Annotated in this window: 16 protein-coding genes; all 16 read left to right on the forward strand. The window is 47.6% G+C overall.

From position 1 onward, the window contains the following. Positions 1–124 precede the first annotated feature (124 nt). Positions 125–6,676: a hypothetical protein gene (locus tag GPK83_RS16325; RefSeq protein WP_215705306.1), complete on the forward strand. Its 6,552-nt coding sequence runs from the start codon at positions 125–127 to the stop codon at positions 6,674–6,676. 112 nt (positions 6,677–6,788) lie between these two features. Then, positions 6,789–9,386 (forward strand): calcium-translocating P-type ATPase, PMCA-type, encoded by a 2,598-nt coding sequence (locus GPK83_RS16330; protein WP_215705307.1) that lies wholly within the window; start codon positions 6,789–6,791, stop codon positions 9,384–9,386. 129 nt (positions 9,387–9,515) lie between these two features. Beyond that, positions 9,516–11,774, forward strand: a complete 2,259-nt coding sequence (locus GPK83_RS16335) for a YceG family protein (protein ID WP_215705308.1) — start codon at positions 9,516–9,518, stop codon at positions 11,772–11,774. Between the two features lie 2 nt (positions 11,775–11,776). Continuing rightward, positions 11,777–12,919, forward strand: coding sequence for a toxic anion resistance protein (locus GPK83_RS16340; protein ID WP_215630914.1), 1,143 nt, complete (start codon positions 11,777–11,779; stop codon positions 12,917–12,919). 79 nt (positions 12,920–12,998) lie between these two features. After that, the gene (locus tag GPK83_RS16345; RefSeq protein ID WP_215705309.1) at positions 12,999–13,577 is read left to right on the forward strand and encodes a TerD family protein; all 579 of its coding nucleotides are present in this window, start codon (positions 12,999–13,001) and stop codon (positions 13,575–13,577) included. A 108-nt stretch (positions 13,578–13,685) separates the two neighbouring features. Then, entirely contained in the window at positions 13,686–14,264 is a 579-nt protein-coding gene (locus GPK83_RS16350) for a TerD family protein (RefSeq protein ID WP_215630916.1), read from the forward strand. An 85-nt stretch (positions 14,265–14,349) separates the two neighbouring features. Then, positions 14,350–14,949 (forward strand): TerD family protein, encoded by a 600-nt coding sequence (locus GPK83_RS16355; RefSeq protein ID WP_215705310.1) that lies wholly within the window; start codon positions 14,350–14,352, stop codon positions 14,947–14,949. Between the two features lie 123 nt (positions 14,950–15,072). Then, entirely contained in the window at positions 15,073–15,354 is a 282-nt protein-coding gene (locus tag GPK83_RS16360) for a hypothetical protein (RefSeq protein ID WP_215630918.1), read from the forward strand. Positions 15,355–15,434: 80 nt separating this feature from the next. Further along, positions 15,435–16,259 (forward strand): hypothetical protein, encoded by an 825-nt coding sequence (locus tag GPK83_RS16365; protein ID WP_215705311.1) that lies wholly within the window; start codon positions 15,435–15,437, stop codon positions 16,257–16,259. Positions 16,260–16,271: 12 nt separating this feature from the next. Next, positions 16,272–17,636: a DEAD/DEAH box helicase family protein gene (locus GPK83_RS16370; protein WP_215705312.1), complete on the forward strand. Its 1,365-nt coding sequence runs from the start codon at positions 16,272–16,274 to the stop codon at positions 17,634–17,636. Between the two features lie 35 nt (positions 17,637–17,671). Then, a complete protein-coding gene (locus GPK83_RS16375) occupies positions 17,672–18,736 on the forward strand; it encodes a toprim domain-containing protein (protein WP_215705313.1) in 1,065 nt (354 codons plus the stop codon). A gap of 375 nt (positions 18,737–19,111) precedes the next feature. Continuing rightward, the gene (locus GPK83_RS16380) at positions 19,112–19,405 is read left to right on the forward strand and encodes a hypothetical protein (protein ID WP_215705314.1); all 294 of its coding nucleotides are present in this window, start codon (positions 19,112–19,114) and stop codon (positions 19,403–19,405) included. A gap of 109 nt (positions 19,406–19,514) precedes the next feature. Further along, positions 19,515–19,937, forward strand: a complete 423-nt coding sequence (locus GPK83_RS16385; RefSeq protein ID WP_215630923.1) for a hypothetical protein — start codon at positions 19,515–19,517, stop codon at positions 19,935–19,937. Between the two features lie 84 nt (positions 19,938–20,021). Continuing rightward, positions 20,022–20,240, forward strand: a complete 219-nt coding sequence (locus GPK83_RS16390; protein ID WP_215705315.1) for a hypothetical protein — start codon at positions 20,022–20,024, stop codon at positions 20,238–20,240. Between the two features lie 126 nt (positions 20,241–20,366). Further along, a complete protein-coding gene (locus tag GPK83_RS16395) occupies positions 20,367–20,909 on the forward strand; it encodes a hypothetical protein (RefSeq protein ID WP_215630924.1) in 543 nt (180 codons plus the stop codon). A gap of 26 nt (positions 20,910–20,935) precedes the next feature. Beyond that, positions 20,936–21,268, forward strand: a complete 333-nt coding sequence (locus tag GPK83_RS16400; protein ID WP_215630925.1) for a hypothetical protein — start codon at positions 20,936–20,938, stop codon at positions 21,266–21,268. Positions 21,269–21,278 lie beyond the last annotated feature (10 nt).

Below are 21,278 nucleotides of genomic sequence, written 5' to 3' on the forward strand. Positions count from 1 at the left end.
TGTAAGTGCCGGTAGGAATCATCCTGCCGGTACTTTTTTATTACCAATTTTACAAAAAAGAATTCCATAATTACGCTGTCAAAAAGATTCGGGCTGGTAAAGGCCTGTGAAAGGAGAATTTATTATGAGAAAGAGAGCAATCAGCCGTTACGTGGCCGCAGCATTAAGTGCGTCCATGGCCGCGCCAGCGGCAGCACCTGCTGTTCAGGTCTTTGCAAAGGAGCTGAGCGAAGCGGCAGATGTGACAGACTCCGGAAAAGCAACACCAAGCGATGCGGACCCGGACGATGAAGATGTCCTGATCGCAGATGGTGATATTCTTCCAGATGAGGAAGAAGCGACTCCGTCCGATGCGGAAGAGATCATAGCTGACGTTGAGATTGCGGACAGCACACAGAAGAAATCGGATTATCCGGTATTCGGTACCTCTGCATTCTGGGCATGGATGGATTCCCTGTTTACCGATAAAGATGAGGAGGGAAATGTAGATCTTACTTCTGAGGATGCAAAAGCTGCAATCCTCGCATGGCACGCCACAATCGCAAAAAGCAGCGTAGCCACTGCTTCAGACGCAGAAAAAGAATACGTTGCCTTCGGTGGCGAAGAGGGCAGTGATGAGTTCTGGGATTGGTTTGAGGAAAATGCGGTTGTCAGAAATGAGGACGGCGAGATTCGTTCCTATAAGAACGACATCATCCAGGACTGGATCGAGCATGCGGACACAGAGGACGCATACAACTTCGTGTTAAATCTTTACATGCTGCGCGGCGTTTCCACTCTGTCCGCAATCGGTTCTCTCTGGCCGGATAACTACGGAGCAGGTGCAGACCTGTATCAGCACGGTAACGGTACTGAGGAAAGCCCGTACATCATCGATTCCGTGGAAGACCTCCGCTTCTTTGCGGCAAATATTGCACAGAACCTGCATAATGAGGATACTTTCTACCGTATCGAGCATGGTACTTATGATCTGAACGGTTCTTGGATCCCGGTAGGTTTCCAGAGAAACAGCGGCGGTGATGCCGTGGCGTTCCATGGCCATATTACAGCGGAAGACGGGGCAAACATCAGGAACCTTGGTTTCAAAGCTAATACCACGCTTGGCATTACATCATCCATGGTAGCAGAAATCCAGGAACAGGAAGCTGTCGGTTTCTTCGGTGAAGTTGGCTCCGGTGCAACCATTACCAACCTGTCCATCGACACCAGCCGCAATACGCTTGAGGGCAGCGACTACGCAGGCATCCTTGCAGGACATGTGGTGGATGCTACCATTAAGAACTGTACCGTCAGTGGTGTCGTAAAAGGAAAGGGCTATGTCGGCGGTCTTGTGGGCTTTGCGGAGTCTAGCACTACGCAGTCCGGCGATCGCAACACCATCATCGAGGATTGTAAGGCGGATAAGGTGGCGGCTTACACGAATGAAGCAGTCACTTTCACCTCCGAGTTTTTAAATGGCCACTCCTGTGTGGGTGGTATTGTCGGTTTTGCAGCCAACACTTCCATTATCGATACCTACGTCAGCACCAATACCGGTTCCGGAAACCATATTTACGGTAACGGAGCGTACGTCGGCGGCGTTGCCGGTGCAATCGACCATTCCGATATTTACAATACCGAGGTGCACGACGGCGAGATCGGCTCCAATAACTCTTATGCAGTCGGCGGTATCGTCGGCGGTTACTGCTACGGTCATGTAAAGGTAGCCTGTTTCTCCGCAACCGCACTGATTCCGACTTCCACCAATAACTATTCCGCAGCATTCATCGGAACCCGCGTCAACAACGCAGGCTTTACCTATGGCGCTGACGGCGATCTTGCGTATCTGTTCGCGGATACCAAGACAAAGGCCGATACCGGTATCTGCGGCTCCCGCGTGGCGGATGACGGCAAATTCGGAAAGGATGCCCATATCGGTTATTGGCATACGGGCGACAATTACTATACTATCGTGTCCGGCGATAATGTAACCAGCGGTGAACAGTACTTCTATAAGGAGTTGGAGGATGGAATCTTAAAGATCCGTGAGGAAGACCCGAATGGAAACATTGATACCATCAACCACTTTACTGCGGATGCACAGGGTAAACCGACCAGAGGTTTCCTTCTGACGATCGAAGACCCGCACGTAAGCGGCACGAAGGCAGCGAACATCAGTGCTTACATCAGTGGTTCCTATAAACCGCATGTGACCAGCGAGGATCTGGGTGCATTTGCACCGGGCGATAAGGTATATGTATCTTTCCAGGCCCTGTCAGACGGCACCGGATACTTCCAGATGGATAAGACCCAGGCAAATAACCCGTACATCAATTACCATAAGCACGACGAGTTCTATGTATATTCCGACGATACCGTGAAAGAGGGTATCACCGAAGGCGCCGGCTATTACTTCACCATGCCGGATTCTGACGTAACCCTTGGCGCTATCTATAAGCAGGTATCGCAGGCTGTTGCGTTAAGCCCATCCAAAATCGTGTTCGAGGTAACCCAGCAGCGTACCGGAAGCCGTGAAAAACCGACCATCAAGTACATGGTAACCGCTTATAACGGTAACAAAGACGTAGACGGTTCCGCTTCCATCATTACCGATGCAAAGGGTAATCGCTGGGAGAACCGTGTCATCATGACCGTGGACCCGGACGGCACCGAGCATGTAAACCAGGAAGACCGTTTCTTCTTAAATTCCCTGGTAAACGGCGCGGACAACGATAAATTCAATTTAAGCTGGTCCACCAGCAACGATGAAGCAAACGACATCCTTTCCAACATGACCGTGGAAAGCGGACTGACCAACGGAAAGAGAGCGTATTTTACCCTCAACCTGTCCGATTCCGCCATCGCAGATAAGGCAAAAGAGCTTGCGGATAAGCAGAAGGACGGCGGTTACAAGGACAATATGTCCACAAAATCTCCGTACTGGTATCATTCCGTTATCAGTGCCAAAGCACAGGTCGATGATTCCGAGGACAAAACCAATCCTCCGATCGGCTACACTGACGTTGACATTAAGTTTAATGTGGATGATCAGACTTCCGTATCCGTCACCGGTGCGGCACTGACCAGAAACAAGATCACTTACAACGTAGTGCGTACTTTAAGCGGCGACCGCAAAAATCCGACCGTCAAATACACGGTCAACAATGAAAGTCCGGATTCCGCTGATGAGGCAACCGCGGCACTCGGCGTTACCTTCAACCCGTCCTATTTCAGCAACCAGGATGTAGCATGGTATATGACTGCGGTAAAGGAAAATGATCTGGATGAAAGTGGCGAAATGACTGCTGAGGCAAAAGCGTCACCGGTTGACAGCGACCGTGACAAACAGGATGATGGCACGCTCCAGGTGTCCGTAACCGGAACCGGCGATAACGCTTATAAAGATGCTGCAGTATTCTTAAAGGGCGTTCATGATTCCGCCTGCGATAATGCGTGGATCAAGAACCTCGCGGATACCGAGGACAGTAAATACACAAAAGAAAACAAAAAGATTCCGCAGAAGGATTATTCCATGCAGAAGTTCATCAAGGTAACCGGTAAGGACGCGAACAATAACTCCGCAACCGACACCTGCCTTGTAACCGTCAACTTTAAGACTGTGGACGAGACCGAGATCATGCCGGCAAAGGTGGAGATCAACAATAAGAGCAATGTCAAAGATTACAGTGTGATCTATACCTTTAAGGGTAATTCCAAAACCGACGTAACCGCAAGAAATCTCTATTCCGTATCCAACGGCTTAAACAGCAAGCTTTCCGGCGGTATCGGCGAGGTGCTGTCTGCAACCGTTTCCCCGGTTTACGATCCGGCAGACGGTGTGCATACTCCGTACGACAACCAGGTGCGCTGGTCCTTACAGAATGGCGATATTACCGCACAGCCGAACCTTGACCCGTATGATGTACTTGATATCGACCCGGTAAGCGGGCAGATTACGGTTCGCGGATACGGTGAGAGCGGTGATTCTTCCGATATGGCATACTCTCCGTGGATTCAGGATCAGATCTCCAAAGGCAACTTAAATGGCGTGACTGTCACCTTGAATGCGGTCGCAACGTCCACCCGCGACAACAGCAAGGTAGATTATGTACCGATTCGTGTCACCTTTACCGCAGGCTCCATGAGCAGCGACGAGGAGAACCTGGACTTTGATCTGGTTTATACCCAGAACGTACGCACCAGCCTGGCAGGCACCGATGTGAATGAAACAGGAGGATGGAGCGGAACCGACCCGCAGACCGTAACCGCAACAGCAACCGGTACCAGTGAGGTCCCAGGCTTTACCGTACTGAATGAAGACGGAAGTGTAAATACCACCATCCTTACCCTGTCAGATACCGACAACAAGAACACCAAGAGCGTTACCGCCAAGACGGGAGCACAGTGGATTAAGGACATCATGACAAACCGCAAGAGCGGAAACAGCGGAAGCGTATCCGTAAAGGTACAGGCAAAGACCACAAACGGCTCTTCCGTTTCCGAGGTTCCGGTAACCGTGAACTTCCGTTATGACGGCGTTGATATGGACGCAGCAACCGTTTCCGCGCTGCCGGAAGGATACGAGGCATCCCCGGATGTGATCACTGCTTCCACACCGGAAAATACTTACGATACCGCAAAGGCTTCCGTAAAGGATCGCCAGATCACACTCGGTGTTGTGGCAACTCAGGGTAACTACAGCATTAACAATCCGGGAACCAGAAAATGGTCCTATGGTATCGCAAAGCTTTCCAACACCACATATTCCAGCCAGGGTGTCAAGGCGGACGACGCTGTATATGAACTGTCTGGAGACATCAAGGACTACTGCAAAGTAGACAAGGATGGATATCTGGTACCGATCAAGGGTCTGTGGGATAACGTGATCGCCTCCGGCAAGACAAGCGGCAGCGTCAGCGGCGTAGTAACTGCAACCAAGTCCGTAGACGGCAAGACAACATCCGACAGCTACAAGGTAACCATCAACTTCCGTTACGATAAATCTGTACTGGAGTCCAACGAGGAAACCTTTGATGTGGTGTACACGGATGATTCCCGCACCAACAGTGTGAAGTCCCATTGGACCGGAGATGATAAGATTCAGCTGAAAGCACACATTTCCGATGAAAGCGGTCTGGATGTTACTCCTGTATGGGAAACTTCCGATCCGGATATTGTGACTGTGGATGCAGACGGCCGCGTCAGCGTCAATAAGGATACCTGGATTGCGGATATGATTGCAAAAGCACAGGATTACAATGAGGATACTCATTCCGGCAGCAGAACCGTGACCGTAACCGCAAAGCACCCGACCACCGGAGCAACTGCAGATACATGCCAGATTACGGTAAACTTCCGCTATGATAAGGTCATCGTGGATAAGACTGCGGAAACCTATAACCTGATCATGACCCAGACTTCCAGAACCAACAATCCGTCTTATGTATGGAGCGGAAACGATATCCGCAAGATTAATGCGAAAGCGTTTGTGGAGCCTGGAAAGAGCAACAAGGTAACCTGGCAGAGTGAAGACAGCGGTATCCTGACCGTGGATGATGCAGGAAACATCCAGCCTGTTGTGGACGCACAGTGGCAGCTTGATATCGTTGCAAAACACCAGTTCAGCGGCCAGAAGAAGGTAGCAGCAATCGCGGCAAACAGCGATATGGGAACCAAAGACCATGCCAATGTAACCGTAAACTTCCAGTATGAGGATGTGGAAATGTCCGAGAATACGAAGAACATGGACGTAACCATTACCGCAACCGGAAACCGCAGCTACCCGACTTACACTGTGACCGGAGCAACCGCAGCGGATCTGTCTGCAGTCTTAAACTCCGCGAACCCGAATGAGAACGGCCTCAAGTGGACAACTTCTGACGCAGGTCTGTTATCTGTAGATCAGAACGGACATCTGGCCCTGGTACTGCCGACCGATAAGGATACAAACGGCAAAGTGGTACAGGCACAGGGCAGTAAGTTCTCAAGTGATGCACATGCACTTATCAAGGAAGCTTTAAAGCATGCTTGGACTAGCACAAACAACGCGATCACTTCCGGCGCTATTGTGATTTCCGCTTCTTCCATGGACGGACGCATGGCCGATCAGTGCAACGTGAAATTAAACATCAAGTACGTGGATAACACCTATACCACTTCCGGCGGAGGCGGAGGCGGCGGTTCCCACAGTGGTGGTGGCGGCGGTGGCGGTTCCACCAAATCTACCACACCGGGTGGAACCAAAAACGCAACCGGACCGAATCTGCCTGGCTATGTAGTCAAGGGCGGTACATGGCTCCGCGATAACGTGGGACGCTGGTTCTTCTCCACTGACCATACCTACACGGATGAGTGGGGCGCAATCCTGAATCCGTATGCGGATACTTCCAAGGGACAGTCTCAGTTTGACTGGTTCCATTTCGGAAGGGACTCCGTTATGACCACCGGCTGGTACACCGACGCAAACGGAGATGTCTTCTATCTGAACCCGGTATCCGATAACACCCTTGGACGTATGCTCACCGGTTGGACCTGGATTGACGATAACGGAGACGGCGTATCCGAATGCTATTACTTCCAGGAGGTTTCCGACGGAAAACGTGGGCGCTTGTATAAGGGAACCACAACCCCGGACGGCTATACCGTCAATGAAAAGGGTCAGTGGACCGTAAACGGTGTTGTACAGACAAAGAAATAATAGATTCAACAGGATCCCCTTCCCTCTCGGAAGGGGATTTTCCTGTTCTGACCAATTTTTGCAAAATCACATCCATAATTCTTACATCAAAAATAAGAAAGGAAAAAACAATATGTCAGATCTCAAAGGATTAACAGAAAAAGAAGTGGAAGAAAGCCGGAAAACGAACGGCAGCAACGCCCTTACGCAGATTCCGCCGGAATCTCTCTGGAAAAAGATTATGGAAGGGTTCAGGGAACCGATGATCATGATCCTTTTGGTGGCACTGGTTGTGGAAATCGTCATGTTTTTCATGGGGGAAGCAGACTGGTATGAACCGGTTGGGATTGTGATTGCCATCATTCTTTCCAACGGTGTCTCATCCATCAGTGAAAACAAACAGCAGAAAAAGGCAGCTGCCTTAAAAGAAGCGGAGCTTGCCAAGGAAAAAACAAAGGTACTGCGTGATGGCAACATGAAGGAAATCCATGTCAGCGATGTAGTGACTGGAGATATCGTATATCTGCAGGCCGGAGATAAAATTCCTGCAGACGGTATCATCCTTGACGGCAGCATTAAAGTGGATCAGGCAGCTTTAAACGGCGAGACCGAAGAAGCGACCAAAGAGCCCCGCAAAAACGGGGAGTCTTTTGACACCAAAGACCTGTTAAACAAATACTACGCATACCGCGGTACTGTTGTGTGCGGCGGCGAAGCCCACATGTATGTACAGGTTGTCGGCGACCAGACACTGTTTGGACAGCTGGCACTGGAAGTGCAGGAGGAGAGCCGGCAGACTCCGTTACAGGTAAAACTGGCCAAACTTGCAAAACAGATTTCCCAGTTTGGTTATGTTGGCGCCTGCGGTATTATGATTGCAATCATTCTGCAGAATGTACTGACCGGACACATGCCGGAAAACTGGCACGCATGGATGTTCTTAATTGTCGCAGCCGTTTCCACTTCCGTGACCATCATTGTATGCGCGGTACCGGAAGGCTTACCGTCATTAACATCCATCCTGTCTTCCTTCCAGAGCATCCGGATGATCAAAGATAATGTTCTGGTACATAAGATCAACGGCCTGGAAACAGCAGGCAGCTTAAGCATTCTTTTCAGTGATAAGACCGGTACGATTACAGAAGGCAAACTGACTGTTACGGAAATGGCCACTGGTGATGTGAAGCAGTTCAAAAAACTGTCAGAAGTTGGGGATGTTCTGAAAAAAGATATTGTCACCGGCATCGGTATCAATAACAGCGCCACGATTTCTGATAATGCCGTCATTGGCGGAAACAGCACGGACCGTGCGCTGATGTCCTTCCTGCTTGATGCGAAGCAGACTGAGTTTGCGGATAAGGAAAATGTCATTAAATTTAATTCCTTTGATTCCGCAAAGAAATATTCCAGTGTTACGATCGGTGGCAACGGACAGGCTGTTACCTATATCAAGGGCGCGCCGGAAAAGATCCTGGAGCGCTGCGACAAATATCTGGATGAAAACGGAACAGAAAAAGAATTAAAAGAGCGCGGTTATCTGGATACCTATATGAACGAACAGGCTGAACGTTCCATGCGCCTGCTTGCCGTGGCAAAACGGAACGGTGATTCTGATGAAGGTGCTTTGACCCTGGTGTGCGTTATCAGTATCCGTGATAACGTCCGTATGGAAGCAAAAGATGCGATCCGCGAAGTGCAGCGCGCCGGAATTCAGGTTGTTATGGTAACCGGAGACCGAAAAGAAACGGCTGTTGCAATCGCAAAGGAAGCCGGACTCCTTGTGGATCCGGATGATATCGCCCTGACATCTGCGGAAATGGCTGAGAAGAGCGATGAGGAAATGAAAGCTCTGCTGCCGCATCTGCGCGTGGTATCCAGAGCTCTGCCGACGGATAAGAGCCGTCTGGTCAAACTGGCTCAGGAACTGGATGAAGTTGTTGGAATGACCGGTGACGGCGTCAACGATTCTCCAGCTTTAAAGAAAGCAGATGTAGGCTTCGCAATGGGAAGCGGCACGGAAGTAGCAAAAGAAGCGGGTGACATCACCATTCTGGACGATAACTTCGCTTCCATCAAGAAAGCAATCCTTTATGGCCGCACCATGTTTAAGAGCATTCGTAAGTTCCTGATCTTCCAGCTGACCGTTAACGTAGCGGCTGTCCTGACCTGCTTTATCGGACCTCTGCTTGGAGAAAATACTATTTTAACTGTTACCCAGCTGCTCATGATCAACCTTGCCATGGATACTCTGGCAGCGATCGCGTTCGGAAGCGAGCCTGCGCTGGAAGAGTATATGAAAGACCGCCCGATTCCGAGAAAAGAAAGCATCATCACCAAAAATATGATGACGGAGATTCTGATCGGAGCCCTGTATATCACCGGCATCTGTCTGTCTATCCTTTTTGTCCCGGCAGTACGGAATCTGTTCGGCGATGTGGATGTGACATATTTAAAATCTGCGCTGTTTGCAACCTTTATGATGGCAATTACCTTCAATGGCTTCAATGCCAGAACCGAGCACATCAACCCGTTTGAGCACATCGGACGAAATAAAAACTTCCTGCTTGTCATGGGAGCAATCTTCCTGATGCAGTTCGTGTTCGTGACATTCGGTGGAGAAGTACTGAGTGTAGAACGGCTGAGTGTCCATTCCTGGATGATCTGTCTGATCTTGGCATTTATGGTCATTCCGATCGATGTAGCACGCAAACTGATTATCAGAAAACATTAGAAATATTCGAAAGGCACGGCCTGGCCGTGTCTTTCTTTTTTTTGCCAGACGGTAGAAAAAACCAATTTCGGGTGCTTCCTATCCATAATTACACCGTAACAATCAGAAAGAAAGGAGAGAAAAGGGCTGATGACATCAATGACACCGGAAGAGTTTACAAAATTCATATCCGTAGATAACACCTCCGGCAGACTTCCTGCCCTGGTATGCCGGTACGGGGAAGATATCCGCCGTTTTCTTACCGAATACTGTGCGGAAGCACAGAAAAACGGAGCCATCATTGCCGGAGGCTTGGCAAACCCGACGCCGGAACAGCTGAAATATTATACGGAAATGGCCGGACAAGACTTTCGTATGGATGCGGAATTCTTCCAGTGTGTAATCGGCAAATTGCTGCCGGGGTGCAAAACCGAGAAAAAGCAACGGCTGACAGATGCCATGCTTGAGATTTTTTCAAGGCTGCAAAAAGAAGGAAAGACGGCAGGGGCATTAAAAAATACGTTTGTGAAATTCATGTGCTGGATGTATTACCGCCTTGGAAATCTGATGGAACGGAATGGAAATGCCTCAGCGGTTTTGTACGAGGGAGATCCTTCCACCTACGGATTTCTGTTTTTGCGGGCATTGTGCCTTGCAGGATGTAGCGTTGTAATCCTTTCCCGTGACCGTGATGCATTTTTTAAAACATCCGGTGCAAAAGAAGACGAAACGCTGGAGATAGTCCCGACCAACCCAGAACCGTTCCCGGATAAATTCGGAGTGCGTTCCATCATGGACGAAATTGTGAAAAAGCGCAGAATTACTGTTCCTTCGTCAACAGTCATACCACAATCATCCATGTATCCCACTCCATGCACAAACGCATGGATGTCAGGAGATATTTTTCACGATCTTTCTATACCAGCCAAAGAACGTGGTCAGGAAGAAAACATCTTTTACAACGCATTCTGTGAAATCGAAGGAGTGGATTCTCCGGCCGCATACCAGGAAACGCTTTATAGGCTGGCTGCTGGCAGAAAGTCAGAAAAACATGGACTGGTTATTGTAAATAAATCTCTCCCTACACCGGATGCCGCAGCGATTGCTGCAGTCAAGCGTGACCCGGCACTTTCCGGTCGTCCCTTATTCCGCCTTCTGGCTGGAAATTTCAGTTTTCCGGAAAACAACTGGTTGGAAACAATGGTGAGGGATGCGTTCTGCCACACGATGGAAGAAGAGGCTGCTGGCGGAATGAACGGTGGCAGACTGACAGCTCTTGGTGTTTATATGATCTGCTGGCTTCGTTCATATGCGTACCGCTTATGGAAAGACATGCACTTCCCGCAGGTCGCAACCTTTTATCGTTTCGGCGGCAGCGTAAATGAAAAAGAAGCGGTCTTTTTTCGGCTTTTATCCATGCTTCCAGTAGACATGGTTGTTTTCCGCCCGGAAGCAGGAGAGGGTGGAATGCCGGAATCCGGCGCACTTTTTAAAGTACACCTACCCAATACCGCACGCATGGAATGGTTCCCGGAAGAAACAGGAGGGAAAATCGGAACGGTTGCGTATCACGCGGAACAGGAACTGGATAGCAGGCTGTACCAGGATACCGGTATGTACCGGGAAAAACAGTTTGCCACGGCCGATTCCGTCATCCTGCAGACCATGGAAGAAGAAATCCCGATTCTCTGGGATCAGGAACTTCGTTACCGCCCTGGATTTTCATCGGAAGGAAATGTCCGGATGCCGGTTTTCCTTGCAAAAATTTCCGGCGTCAAGGACAGCAACACGGAGGAGTATTGGAAAAAGGTCCAGCGTCTCATCACCGCGGACACACAGGTCATCCGGCAGATTCCCAAAATGTCAGATGATACAGCCGGACGCGCGCAGATCCCCGTCACCGCTTTTTTAAAAAATAAGAAACTCAGAACAGAGTCCATGAAAAACAGCCCGGATTACCCATACGGGTTTCTTCGAGAAGAAGTGCAGAACCACATCTTAAAAAAGACACAGCAGCTTTTGGATACCGGATGGATCCGCGGCACATGGGAGAACGGGACAGAATATACGATTGTGGCATCAGCACTCAGTCTGGATAAGGAAACACTCCGGCTGATTCAGAATTTTGATTTTACAAAAAAGAATCCGAAACGTATCTATCTGATCACCGGAGAAACACAGCTTTCGCTTCGGGACACCATTGAGGCAGCACTGCTTCATCTGATCGGATTCGACATCTTGTTTTTCATTCCGACCGGATACCGGTGTGTGGAACGATATTGGAACGATTTTCAGATCACGGAATACCAGTCCGGCCCATATCAGTATGATCTGCGGATACCGGATTTTACAACATTTCAGCAAACAGCCACAAAAGGGTGGTTTAGAAAATTTTTAGGAGGATTTTAAAAATGGCAGTAGATTTCAGTAAGACAGCAGAAAAAACCATGGCACAGACCGCAGCAGGAATCGCCCCGGCAGCCCCGGAACTTCCGGAAGTTAAGGAATATAACATCGCGGCCGACAGACAGGATATGACCAAAGCGCTGGTCGGCTCCAAAGAGGTGGACGACATCGTCAGCACCATTGAGGTAAACAACATGGAATCCGTCGTGACATTCGGTGCTTCCGTAGCCGAAGAGATCTCCAAAGCATCCGATGTGGTCTTAAACAGCATGAGCATGAATCAGATTGATGATTCCGGCAAGATGCTTGCAGAGTTATCCAAGATTATGTCTCAGTTTGATATCGAGGAGATCAAGGACAATCCGGGATTTCTGGAAAAATGGTTTGGTAATGCCAAAAAGAAACTCGACAAGATCTTGGACAAATATCACACCATGGGTGGGGAAGTGGACAAGATTTATGTGCAGCTGAAGCAGTACGAAGAGGAGATCAAAACTTCCAATGGCAGACTCAATCAGCTGTTTGAAGCCAATGTCGGTTATTACCACGAACTGGTGAAGTACATTCTGGCAGGAGAGCAGGGCTGTAAAGAGATCGAAGCTTATATTGAGCAGAGAAAAAAGGACATGGAAGCATCCGGCGACCAGTCCATTCAGTTTGAAATCTCCAATCTGAATCAGGTACTGATGCTCCTGGAACAGAGAACACAGGATTTAAGGACAGCGGAAAGCGTAGCCATCCAGTCCATTCCGATGATCAAGACCATGGAATTTTCCAATATGAACCTGGTGCGCAAGATCAACTCAGCCTTCATCATTACCCTCCCGGTATTCAAACAGGCACTGGCGCAGGCAATCATGTTAAAGAGACAGCGGATCCAGGCAGAATCCATGGCGGCGCTGGATGCTAAAACAAACGAAATGCTGATTAAAAATGCCCAGAATACCGTGGAGCAGAGCAAACTGACCACACAGCTCGCATCCGGCAGCTCTATTAAGATCGAGACGCTGGAAACCACCTGGAGAACCATTGTAAACGGCATTGAGGAAACAAAACAGATTCAGGAAAACGCAAGGGCAAAACGGGTTGAGGACGCAAAACGTCTGGATGCAATCAAACAGGAATACCGCGCGCTTCAGAAAAAATAAGGTATGGTCCGCAAAAAACCAATAATGGCAGAAACTCTTCCATAATTACGGTACAAAGAACAAAGGAGGGCTTTAAAAGATGCCAATCAGTTTAGCAAAGGGTCAGAAGATTAATCTGACCAAAGATAACCCGGGATTAAAAAAGATCCTTGTAGGACTCGGATGGGATACTAACCGCTATGACGGCGGTCATGATTTTGACCTGGATGTATCCGTATTTATGACCGGAGCAAATGGAAAGTGCAGCGGTGAAAAGGATTTCATTTTCTACAACCACAAGGAGCATGCATCCGGCGCAGTCATTCATATGGGTGATAACCGTACCGGTGATGGTAACGGCGACGATGAGCAGGTAAAGGTAGATCTTTCCAAGGTACCTGCAGAGATCGAAAAAATCGCTTTTACCGTAACGATCGATCAGGCGGATACCCGCGGCCAGAATTTCGGCATGGTATCCAATGCCTACTGCCGTATCGTCAACGAGGATAACGGTGAGGAGCTGATGCGCTTCGATCTGGGCGAGGATGCCTCCATCGAGACTGCCGTTATCATGGCAGAACTCTACCGTCATGACGGCGAGTGGAAGTTTAACGCGATCGGAAGCGGCTATCAGGGCGGTCTGGCTGCACTTTGCACTCATTTCGGTCTCGAAGTATAAAGAAACAACAATGGAAAAACAGTTATCCGCAGGAACCGAGTGTGTTCCTGCGGGTGCGACCCACTCTATGTATGGGTCTGTATAGAAAGAATAGAAAGGAGATTACATATGCCAGTTAGTTTATCAAAAGGCCAGAAAGTCAGCCTGACAAAGAAGCGTCCGTCATTAAAGGAAGTAACCGTAGGCCTGGGATGGGATGCACAGGAGGGAGGCGGCTACGCATTTGACCTGGATGTATCTGCATTCCTGTGTGCCGCAAACGGAAAATGCAGAAGGGACAAGGATTTTGTTTTTTATAACAATCTTGACCATCCCTCCGGTTCTGTTATCCATATGGGTGATAACCGCACCGGTGATGGAGACGGCGACGATGAGCAGGTAAAGGTGATCCTGTCAAAAGTTCCTGCAGATATCGAAAAAATCGTCTTTACGATCACGATTGACGATGCAGAGCGCCGCGGTCAGAACTTTGGTATGGTAAGAAATGCTTACTGCCGCGTTGTGGATGAAAATGACGGAGCAGAATTAACCCGTTATAACCTGAATGAGGAAGCGTCCATTGAGACTGCGGTAGTCATGGCGGAGCTGTATCGTCATGATGGCGAATGGGAGTTCCACGCAATCGGTGACGGATACCAGGGCGGCCTGGCTGGGCTGTGCAGACGTTACGGCATCGATGTAGAGTAAAAAAGAGAGAAAAAGTTATCCGCAGGAACCGAACAGGATCCTGCGGATCTATATAAAAAACAGAAACTGATGGGAGGAAAAAGATATGTCAGTAAATCTTCAGAAGGGACAGAGAGTAAGCCTGTCCAAGGATCGTGAGGGATTAAGTAAGATCATGGTAGGACTCGGCTGGGACGCAGCGGAGGTAAAGAAGCACGGGCTTTTCGGGTTCGGCGGAGGTAGTACCCATAACATCGACTGTGATGCTTCCGTGATTTTATTAAAGAACGGACGCCTGGAATCCAGCAAGGATGTTGTATATTTTGGAAATCTGAAGCATGCATCAGGCGCGGTCAAACACATGGGAGATAACCTGACTGGCGACGGCGATGGCGATGATGAGCAGATCATGATCGATCTGAGCAAACTGCCGCCGGAGTACGACCGTCTTGTCATTACGGTAAACATTTACCAGGCAGCCCAGCGTCACCAGCATTTCGGCATGATCAAAAATGCTTTCTGCCGCCTGGTGGACGAGCACAGACACGAGGAAATGTGCAGATACAATTTAACTGATTCCTACCCAAATCAGACCGCAATGATCTTCGGCGAAATCTATCGTGAAGGCAGTGAGTGGAAGTTTAATGCCATCGGACAGGGCACCAAGGATAATTCTATCAATGCCTTGGCAAACCACATCTATTAAACAGCTTGCGCACAAGTGTTGCTATAGGGCCGCCGGAAACCCGGCGGCTCTTTTTACGGTTATCCACTGCCATAATTTTCACGAAACAATGATGAGGCATCCGAGTATAAGGAGGATAAAACAATGTTAAGTAAGTACAAAGTACTGTACAGCTTAAAGGTACAAAAACAGACAAAGTCTGTGATTGCAGCAATCAAGAAAATCGAAAGTTCTGACAAAGAAGAATATACCGATGATGAGGTTGCGGCAATCCATAAAAAAGTACTTGGACTGGATTACGACCATGCTCCGGCATACGGTCTGCGTTCAAAAGAAGACAATGAAATGCTGCGGGAGCTGGAAAAAGACAGGCTTCGTGACGGCTATGATTTTTACAGTGATCAGGAAGCAGATATTTGGAATTAAACCGTTCAATCTTACATATGGGGAGCCTGGGTTATGCCTGAGCTTCTCATATTCGTAATTGGAGAAAAAAGGAGAAAAAAATGAAGTCGCGACTGCACGAAACCGGTACATACAAAAATTTGCAAATGGAAATTGTTGCGTATCGGGAAGCTATGGATATCGACGTTGAATTTTCAAACGGGTTTATCCTACAACATACGCGATACTATAATTTTCAGCACAGGATCTTTCCCATGTGTGTGATCCGCTATCATGAAACATCCACAGCATTAAACGGGATGGTCATGACGATTGTCGCATATCGGACGACAACAGATATCGATGTTGAATTTTCAGACGGGGTTATTGTGCAGCACAGAAGCTACCGTGCATTTCTGCAGGGATGCATCAAACATCCTGAAATCAATCCGGAAGCCATGTGTCACAGAGTTGGAGAAAGACGCATGGCTAACTGTGGACTTGAAATGGAAATCATTGCATATAGGAATGCGCATGACATGGATGTCAGATTTTCCACTGGAGAAATTAAAGAACATGTGGCATATGGAGATTTTTTATCCGGGAAAATCAAACCGGTCACAACCTCTCCTGTCGGCATGGTAAGAACAGCAAAAAACGGCTTGCGTATGAAGATTGTGGAATACCGTGGTGCATGTGATGTTGATATCATGTTTGAAGATGGCGTTATCAATCAGCACAAAGCTATGAAACAGTTCCGTTCTGGGCAAATCGGACATCCGCATATTGGAACCAATTCAGATGGAAATTTCTACGGCGTTAAAACACAACGGGGTTTTTCAACAGAGCATGACGTTTATTACATCTGCACATTCCCTGACGGAACAAAAGATATTTGCACACCTCTTGAGATTATGGAACATATGGGCATCCAACGGGCATTTTAAAGGAGATCAGCTATGAAAATTAAAATCAGTAAACACAACTTGCCGGTTGTAGAAAAAATTGTTGATTCATACCACTCAGGTACGAGAAGCATCCTGTACACCTCAGGAGTAGGAACTGGGAAATCCTATGTTTTCATGGGTATCGTGGAACGCATGCTGCAGGAACTGAAAAGCGTTCTGTATGTCATCCCAAAATATGCCGTACAGGAAAACATCAGTGAATATACGGATTTTCAGTGGCTCAGTTCTAAGATTCCGGTCGATTTTGTAACATTCAATTTTTTTACGGATAAGGAAAAAGGAATAAAAAAACTGTCCGGATATGATCTTGTCGTAATTGATGAGGCACATCATCTGTGGAGCGACCGGTATGGCAAAAACCTTGCGGAATGCATGCACCTGTTGTCAAGAACGCGTTTCCTCGGCTTGACAGCCACTCCGGAACGCGACATCAAGGAATACGGGCATAAGAAATCAGTCCATACAGGCAGTATTTTTGATCAGACCGTAAACGGTATCAGCAACTTTGAAGCAATCCGGCTTGGGCTGATGCCGAAATTTAACTACCGCGTCATGCTTCCGGAAAAAGACCCAAAACAGATCCGCGAAGAATACGAAGGGAATGTTAATGTAAAGATCGCGTATGAAGAATGTGAACAGACGCTTGCCAGAATCGTTGCAATGTATCCGCGAAATAAATGGATTGTTTATTTTGCCGGCAAAACCAAACTGCATGAATACGAAGACCGGATGAGAAAAATTTTTGCAGGATATGAAGTGTTTATTCTGTATGCGGATTTAAGAAATCTGCCTCAGGTCATTGCCGGCATGCAGAAAGCAGAAAAAGCAGTCATCCTTTCCGTGGATATGCTTCTGGAAGGAGTACATCTGCCGGATGTTACGGGGATTGTATTATTCCGAAATGTCACATCACTGGTTACGTTCCAACAAATTTTAGGGCGTGTATGCTCCATGAGCAACAAGACGGAACCAGTGATTGCCGACGCATCCAGCTCCGGTCCGGAAATGCTTGCAAAACTTTACCGAATGGATGGAGAAAACAAATCCAGAGAAAACGGGGACGGCTCCGGGCGCACTAAACCGATTTTCACGCTTGGAATCGGCGCTGACAGGGAATGGAAAGGCATTGAGGAATTTTTGCGGCTTTATACCTCCATGGGGCCTGAAATGGACCGGAAAGAAAAACTGGAAAAAGCTGTGAAAAAATATATCAGTTTTAATGGAAAGGTATATGAGGACATGGAACGTTGGAAACAGAACGATCTGCATTACAGGATGCTTCTTGCCTGCGCAAAATGTTTTTCCATTCCGCCCGCCATTCTGGCGGAAAAATTACAAATGCAGGCTGCATCGTAATATGGCAGGATACAATCAGAAAAGAGGAATAGAATATGTACAGCAAACCAAAAACCATGCCGGAACTGGCATCCATGTATACAAAAATGTATCGTGACCGGGTATCCGGAAAATATTTTGGAAAATGTCCGTTCTGTCACGGAGATATCGCATCATTTTCCGCGGATGAGAAAAACGGTACTTTTTTCTGTTACGCCTGCGGTGCTGGCGGGAACCGTTATGATTTCCTGGAACGGATCGGCGCGGTAAGACAGACGCCTCCTCAGCGGGGAAAAGACCCGGTGCTTTTAAGAATGTATGCGGATGCAGCATTTTTTTACTATCAGCAACTGACAACCCGCGGAAATATCGGAAACCAATACTTGAAAAAACGCGGAATTACGGAAGAAGAGATGGCGGAGTATGGACTTGGATTTGCTCCGGATGCATTCTGCTGCCTGTACGATTCCCTGAAAAGTCGATACGAATACAGTGACCTGATCCGTTCCGGCCTGTTTAAGATCAGTAAAAAGGGAAATGTATATGACCTGTTCCGGAACCGTGTCATGTTTCCGATCATGGATGAAAACGGGGATGTGATTGCATTCGGTGGCCGCGTCATGGATGACACCAAACCGAAATACATCAACTCACCGGATTCACAGCTCTTCAGTAAAAGAACCAGATTATATGGTTATCCATACAAAGCGGAAAGACGCAGCGAGGCGATCATTATCTGCGAAGGCTATATGGATTACATCGCGCTGCACAGCGCCGGATATCAGGACTGCGCAGCGGTACTTGGAACGGCGCTGACCGAAGAGCATGTGCGTCTCATTGCTTCACACTATAAAAAAGTGTATCTGTCCATGGATAGTGACGGTGCCGGAATCAATGCCGCCAAAAAATCCATCGGACTTTTAAAAGCAGCCGGACTGCCGGTCCGCGTTCTGGATTTCAGACCGTACAAAGATCCGGATGAATTTTTACGAAGCAACCCATATGGCGTGGATGCCTTCCATAAGCGAGTGGAACAGGCGTTGCCGGAATGTCAATTTCTGGCCAGACATGCATCGGATATCGGGGAGCTTGCAGGTATTCTAGCAAGACAGGTTCCGTAAGCGTCAAACAAACTATCTTCCAAATAGATCCTTTCCAGAAAAGAGAGGATCTATTTTTTTGCTAACAAACCGAATATCTGCGGATAAGAAAGCAGCACATACAAAAGCAAAACCAATATTTCGAACTTTCGCTCCATAATTTGCACAGCAAAAGATTGTGGGAAACGATTTCGGCTCACGATCACGCATGCTATCAACGAAAGAGAAGATCATCGATCCTCAGTACACAAAACAGTATATACCCAATCAATGCCTTAAACGGCGCAAAAATCAGAAAGGAGAAGGGGGAAATGCAGAATTCTTTTATCATGAACACGCTGGTAATGTAACGTTTTCAACGCATGTGTCCGTCCAGGCGGATTCCCTGCGTAATTTATGGAAGAAGAGAGAGAGAATGAATATGTAGACGAAAAAGAAGAAAAAATGAGCATTTCGCATGAGCATTTTAATGCCATGCTGGAGCGTCTGACCGGCAGGATGCATCCGCTGACAGGATGGTTTCCAAGTATTGACGATGCTCTGGAGTTGACATTGAATCCGGTAGAAAATTATGAGTTTATTCTCTGGATTCTGGAATCCAATCCGGATATGGAGCTGAGAGGAGAACAGAAAGAAGCGTATCAGATCCTGCAGGACGCCATGAAAGAATGCACGGAATTTACAGAATAGAGATTACCCCGGGAAATCCCCGGGGATTTTGTGCTGCCAAAAAGTTTTTGCGACATTGAATGCATCTCCTTCCATAATTAGACAAACAAAAAGGAAGGAGGAACCGGACATGAATAGATTCGGTACTGTAAACGGCGTTGCAGCTGCAAAAAACGAGACCGTAACTGCAAGAAAAGAAATGGCAAATCTGTGGACTCGGTGCGTTGCGTGGTTTCAGAACTGCATGGCAGCTTTTGTAGCATTCGTAAGCTGCATGATTTGGAGACTGAATGCATTTGCACTGAACATTGATACCAACTATACCGTAAAGAGCGGCGTGGCGAATGTAAACCCAGAGGGTCTGGTGCTTGGCGTATCTTTCTGGATCTGCAGACTGATCGGTATCGGTATGTTTATCTGGGGCCTGTATGGTTACATCACCGCCAGAAGAGGCGGAGATTCCGAGGCCATGAACGGAGCAATGAACACCCTGATCGGTGGCTTGGCACTGGTTTGTATGCCATCCATTCTGAAGGCAGTCGGCATCATCTAATGTACACTGACAGTTTGCATACAACTGTATTTGGCGGCCGTTGTCATCTGACAGCGGCCCGTTTTCATTTTGAATATCCAGAGTATGCCGACCATGAGCAAATACTCCCTGTTTTGCTGGGTCGCAGCTCAGATGGCGCAGTTATTCGGCTTCTATCTTGTCATGCGTGTTCATTTCATTGCGAAAAAGAAAGATTCGCAAGTAGAAAAAATTGCAAAACCAATTTTGGAACTGCTGGTATGGGTCATTGGCCTTACATTATATTGTTTACCAGCAGCATTACATGTGGCTGGAATATTCTGATATTGCCAAACGCAGAGTTGTGACAGAAATCATGACTCTGTGTTTTTTCTTTGCGGTACACGGATTTCGCGCAAAAGCATCAAACTGTGTCCATAATTATCCCAAAAGAAGAAAGGAGGATTGGAAATGGAAAATCAGAATGCTTCAAACGAAGCATCAACAGAAGAGAATCAGAAGAAGCTGTGGATGAAATGGATCGATTGGCTTAAGTCATGGTTCTTCGTATTGATTGTAGCTATTGGATGTGTCATGTGGCAGCATAACATTTTTGGCATTGCTACAAACGAAACAATTCTTTTGATCGGCAGAATTATACTGCAGCTCTGCGCGCCGATTGGTACTGTTATGTTTGTGAGTGGCCTGTTGGGTTATCTGGCGACAAAAAAAGTAGCCGGACCGGATGGCGAAATTACCGGATCAAAGAAATGGGTTTGGTGTAGTAGTTATGGCCTGATGCTGATACTTTGCCGGTTCCTATTTATTTCCATGGATAATGCTATTGCATTTGTAACGGGTATATTTCAGATAAGCGGCGTATGTATGGTTCTGTTAGGAATGGGTTCCAGCATTAAAACTAAAAAAATCTTAAAAGAAAACGTCGCTCATATTTTAGGCGGTCTGGCATTATTCTTTGCGCCATTTCTGATGTGTATATTAGGACTCTGGTAACGACGCCGTCAGAAAGGAGAGAAAAAATGAAAAAAAAGCTATCCGCAAGTTTCACTGCCGCAGTAACAGCAATTTGTTGCAGTATAAACGCTCACGCACTTTCTATCAGTCCAAATGCAAAACCAAGCGACTTTGACTCCTATACCATAGGTGATTTTCAGGGCGTTGTTCTTGGCACAGTCTTTTTTATCCTGCGCCTGTTCGGCATCCTGGCGCTGATCTGGGGCCTATACAACGCAATCATTGCCAAGAAATCCGGTGATGCCAGACAGTACGGCATGGCATTCACAAAATTAACGCTTGGTTTCTGCATGGTCTGCCTGCCGACCATCCTGCGGGCAGCTAATATTATTAATTAAATCAAGTCAA

It is taken from the genome of Clostridium sp. MCC328, assembly GCF_018785465.1.
In the GTDB taxonomy this organism is placed as follows: Bacteria; Bacillota; Clostridia; order Lachnospirales; family Lachnospiraceae; genus Pilosibacter; species Pilosibacter fragilis.

What these genes read in the sequence shown, in the direction of transcription:
- GPK83_RS16345 (WP_215705309.1), top strand. Translation starts at nt 12,999, where the DNA reads ATGCCAATCAGTTTAGCAAAGGGTCAGAAGATTAATCTGACCAAAGAT.
- GPK83_RS16355 (WP_215705310.1), top strand. Translation starts at nt 14,350, where the DNA reads ATGTCAGTAAATCTTCAGAAGGGACAGAGAGTAAGCCTGTCCAAGGAT.
- GPK83_RS16350 (WP_215630916.1), top strand. Translation starts at nt 13,686, where the DNA reads ATGCCAGTTAGTTTATCAAAAGGCCAGAAAGTCAGCCTGACAAAGAAG.
- GPK83_RS16400 (WP_215630925.1), top strand. Translation starts at nt 20,936, where the DNA reads ATGAAAAAAAAGCTATCCGCAAGTTTCACTGCCGCAGTAACAGCAATT.
- GPK83_RS16390 (WP_215705315.1), top strand. Translation starts at nt 20,022, where the DNA reads ATGCCGACCATGAGCAAATACTCCCTGTTTTGCTGGGTCGCAGCTCAG.
- GPK83_RS16370 (WP_215705312.1), top strand. Translation starts at nt 16,272, where the DNA reads ATGAAAATTAAAATCAGTAAACACAACTTGCCGGTTGTAGAAAAAATT.
- GPK83_RS16335 (WP_215705308.1), top strand. Translation starts at nt 9,516, where the DNA reads ATGACATCAATGACACCGGAAGAGTTTACAAAATTCATATCCGTAGAT.
- GPK83_RS16375 (WP_215705313.1), top strand. Translation starts at nt 17,672, where the DNA reads ATGTACAGCAAACCAAAAACCATGCCGGAACTGGCATCCATGTATACA.
- GPK83_RS16380 (WP_215705314.1), top strand. Translation starts at nt 19,112, where the DNA reads ATGGAAGAAGAGAGAGAGAATGAATATGTAGACGAAAAAGAAGAAAAA.
- GPK83_RS16365 (WP_215705311.1), top strand. Translation starts at nt 15,435, where the DNA reads ATGAAGTCGCGACTGCACGAAACCGGTACATACAAAAATTTGCAAATG.
- GPK83_RS16395 (WP_215630924.1), top strand. Translation starts at nt 20,367, where the DNA reads ATGGAAAATCAGAATGCTTCAAACGAAGCATCAACAGAAGAGAATCAG.
- GPK83_RS16325 (WP_215705306.1), top strand. Translation starts at nt 125, where the DNA reads ATGAGAAAGAGAGCAATCAGCCGTTACGTGGCCGCAGCATTAAGTGCG.
- GPK83_RS16330 (WP_215705307.1), top strand. Translation starts at nt 6,789, where the DNA reads ATGTCAGATCTCAAAGGATTAACAGAAAAAGAAGTGGAAGAAAGCCGG.
- GPK83_RS16385 (WP_215630923.1), top strand. Translation starts at nt 19,515, where the DNA reads ATGAATAGATTCGGTACTGTAAACGGCGTTGCAGCTGCAAAAAACGAG.
- GPK83_RS16340 (WP_215630914.1), top strand. Translation starts at nt 11,777, where the DNA reads ATGGCAGTAGATTTCAGTAAGACAGCAGAAAAAACCATGGCACAGACC.
- GPK83_RS16360 (WP_215630918.1), top strand. Translation starts at nt 15,073, where the DNA reads ATGTTAAGTAAGTACAAAGTACTGTACAGCTTAAAGGTACAAAAACAG.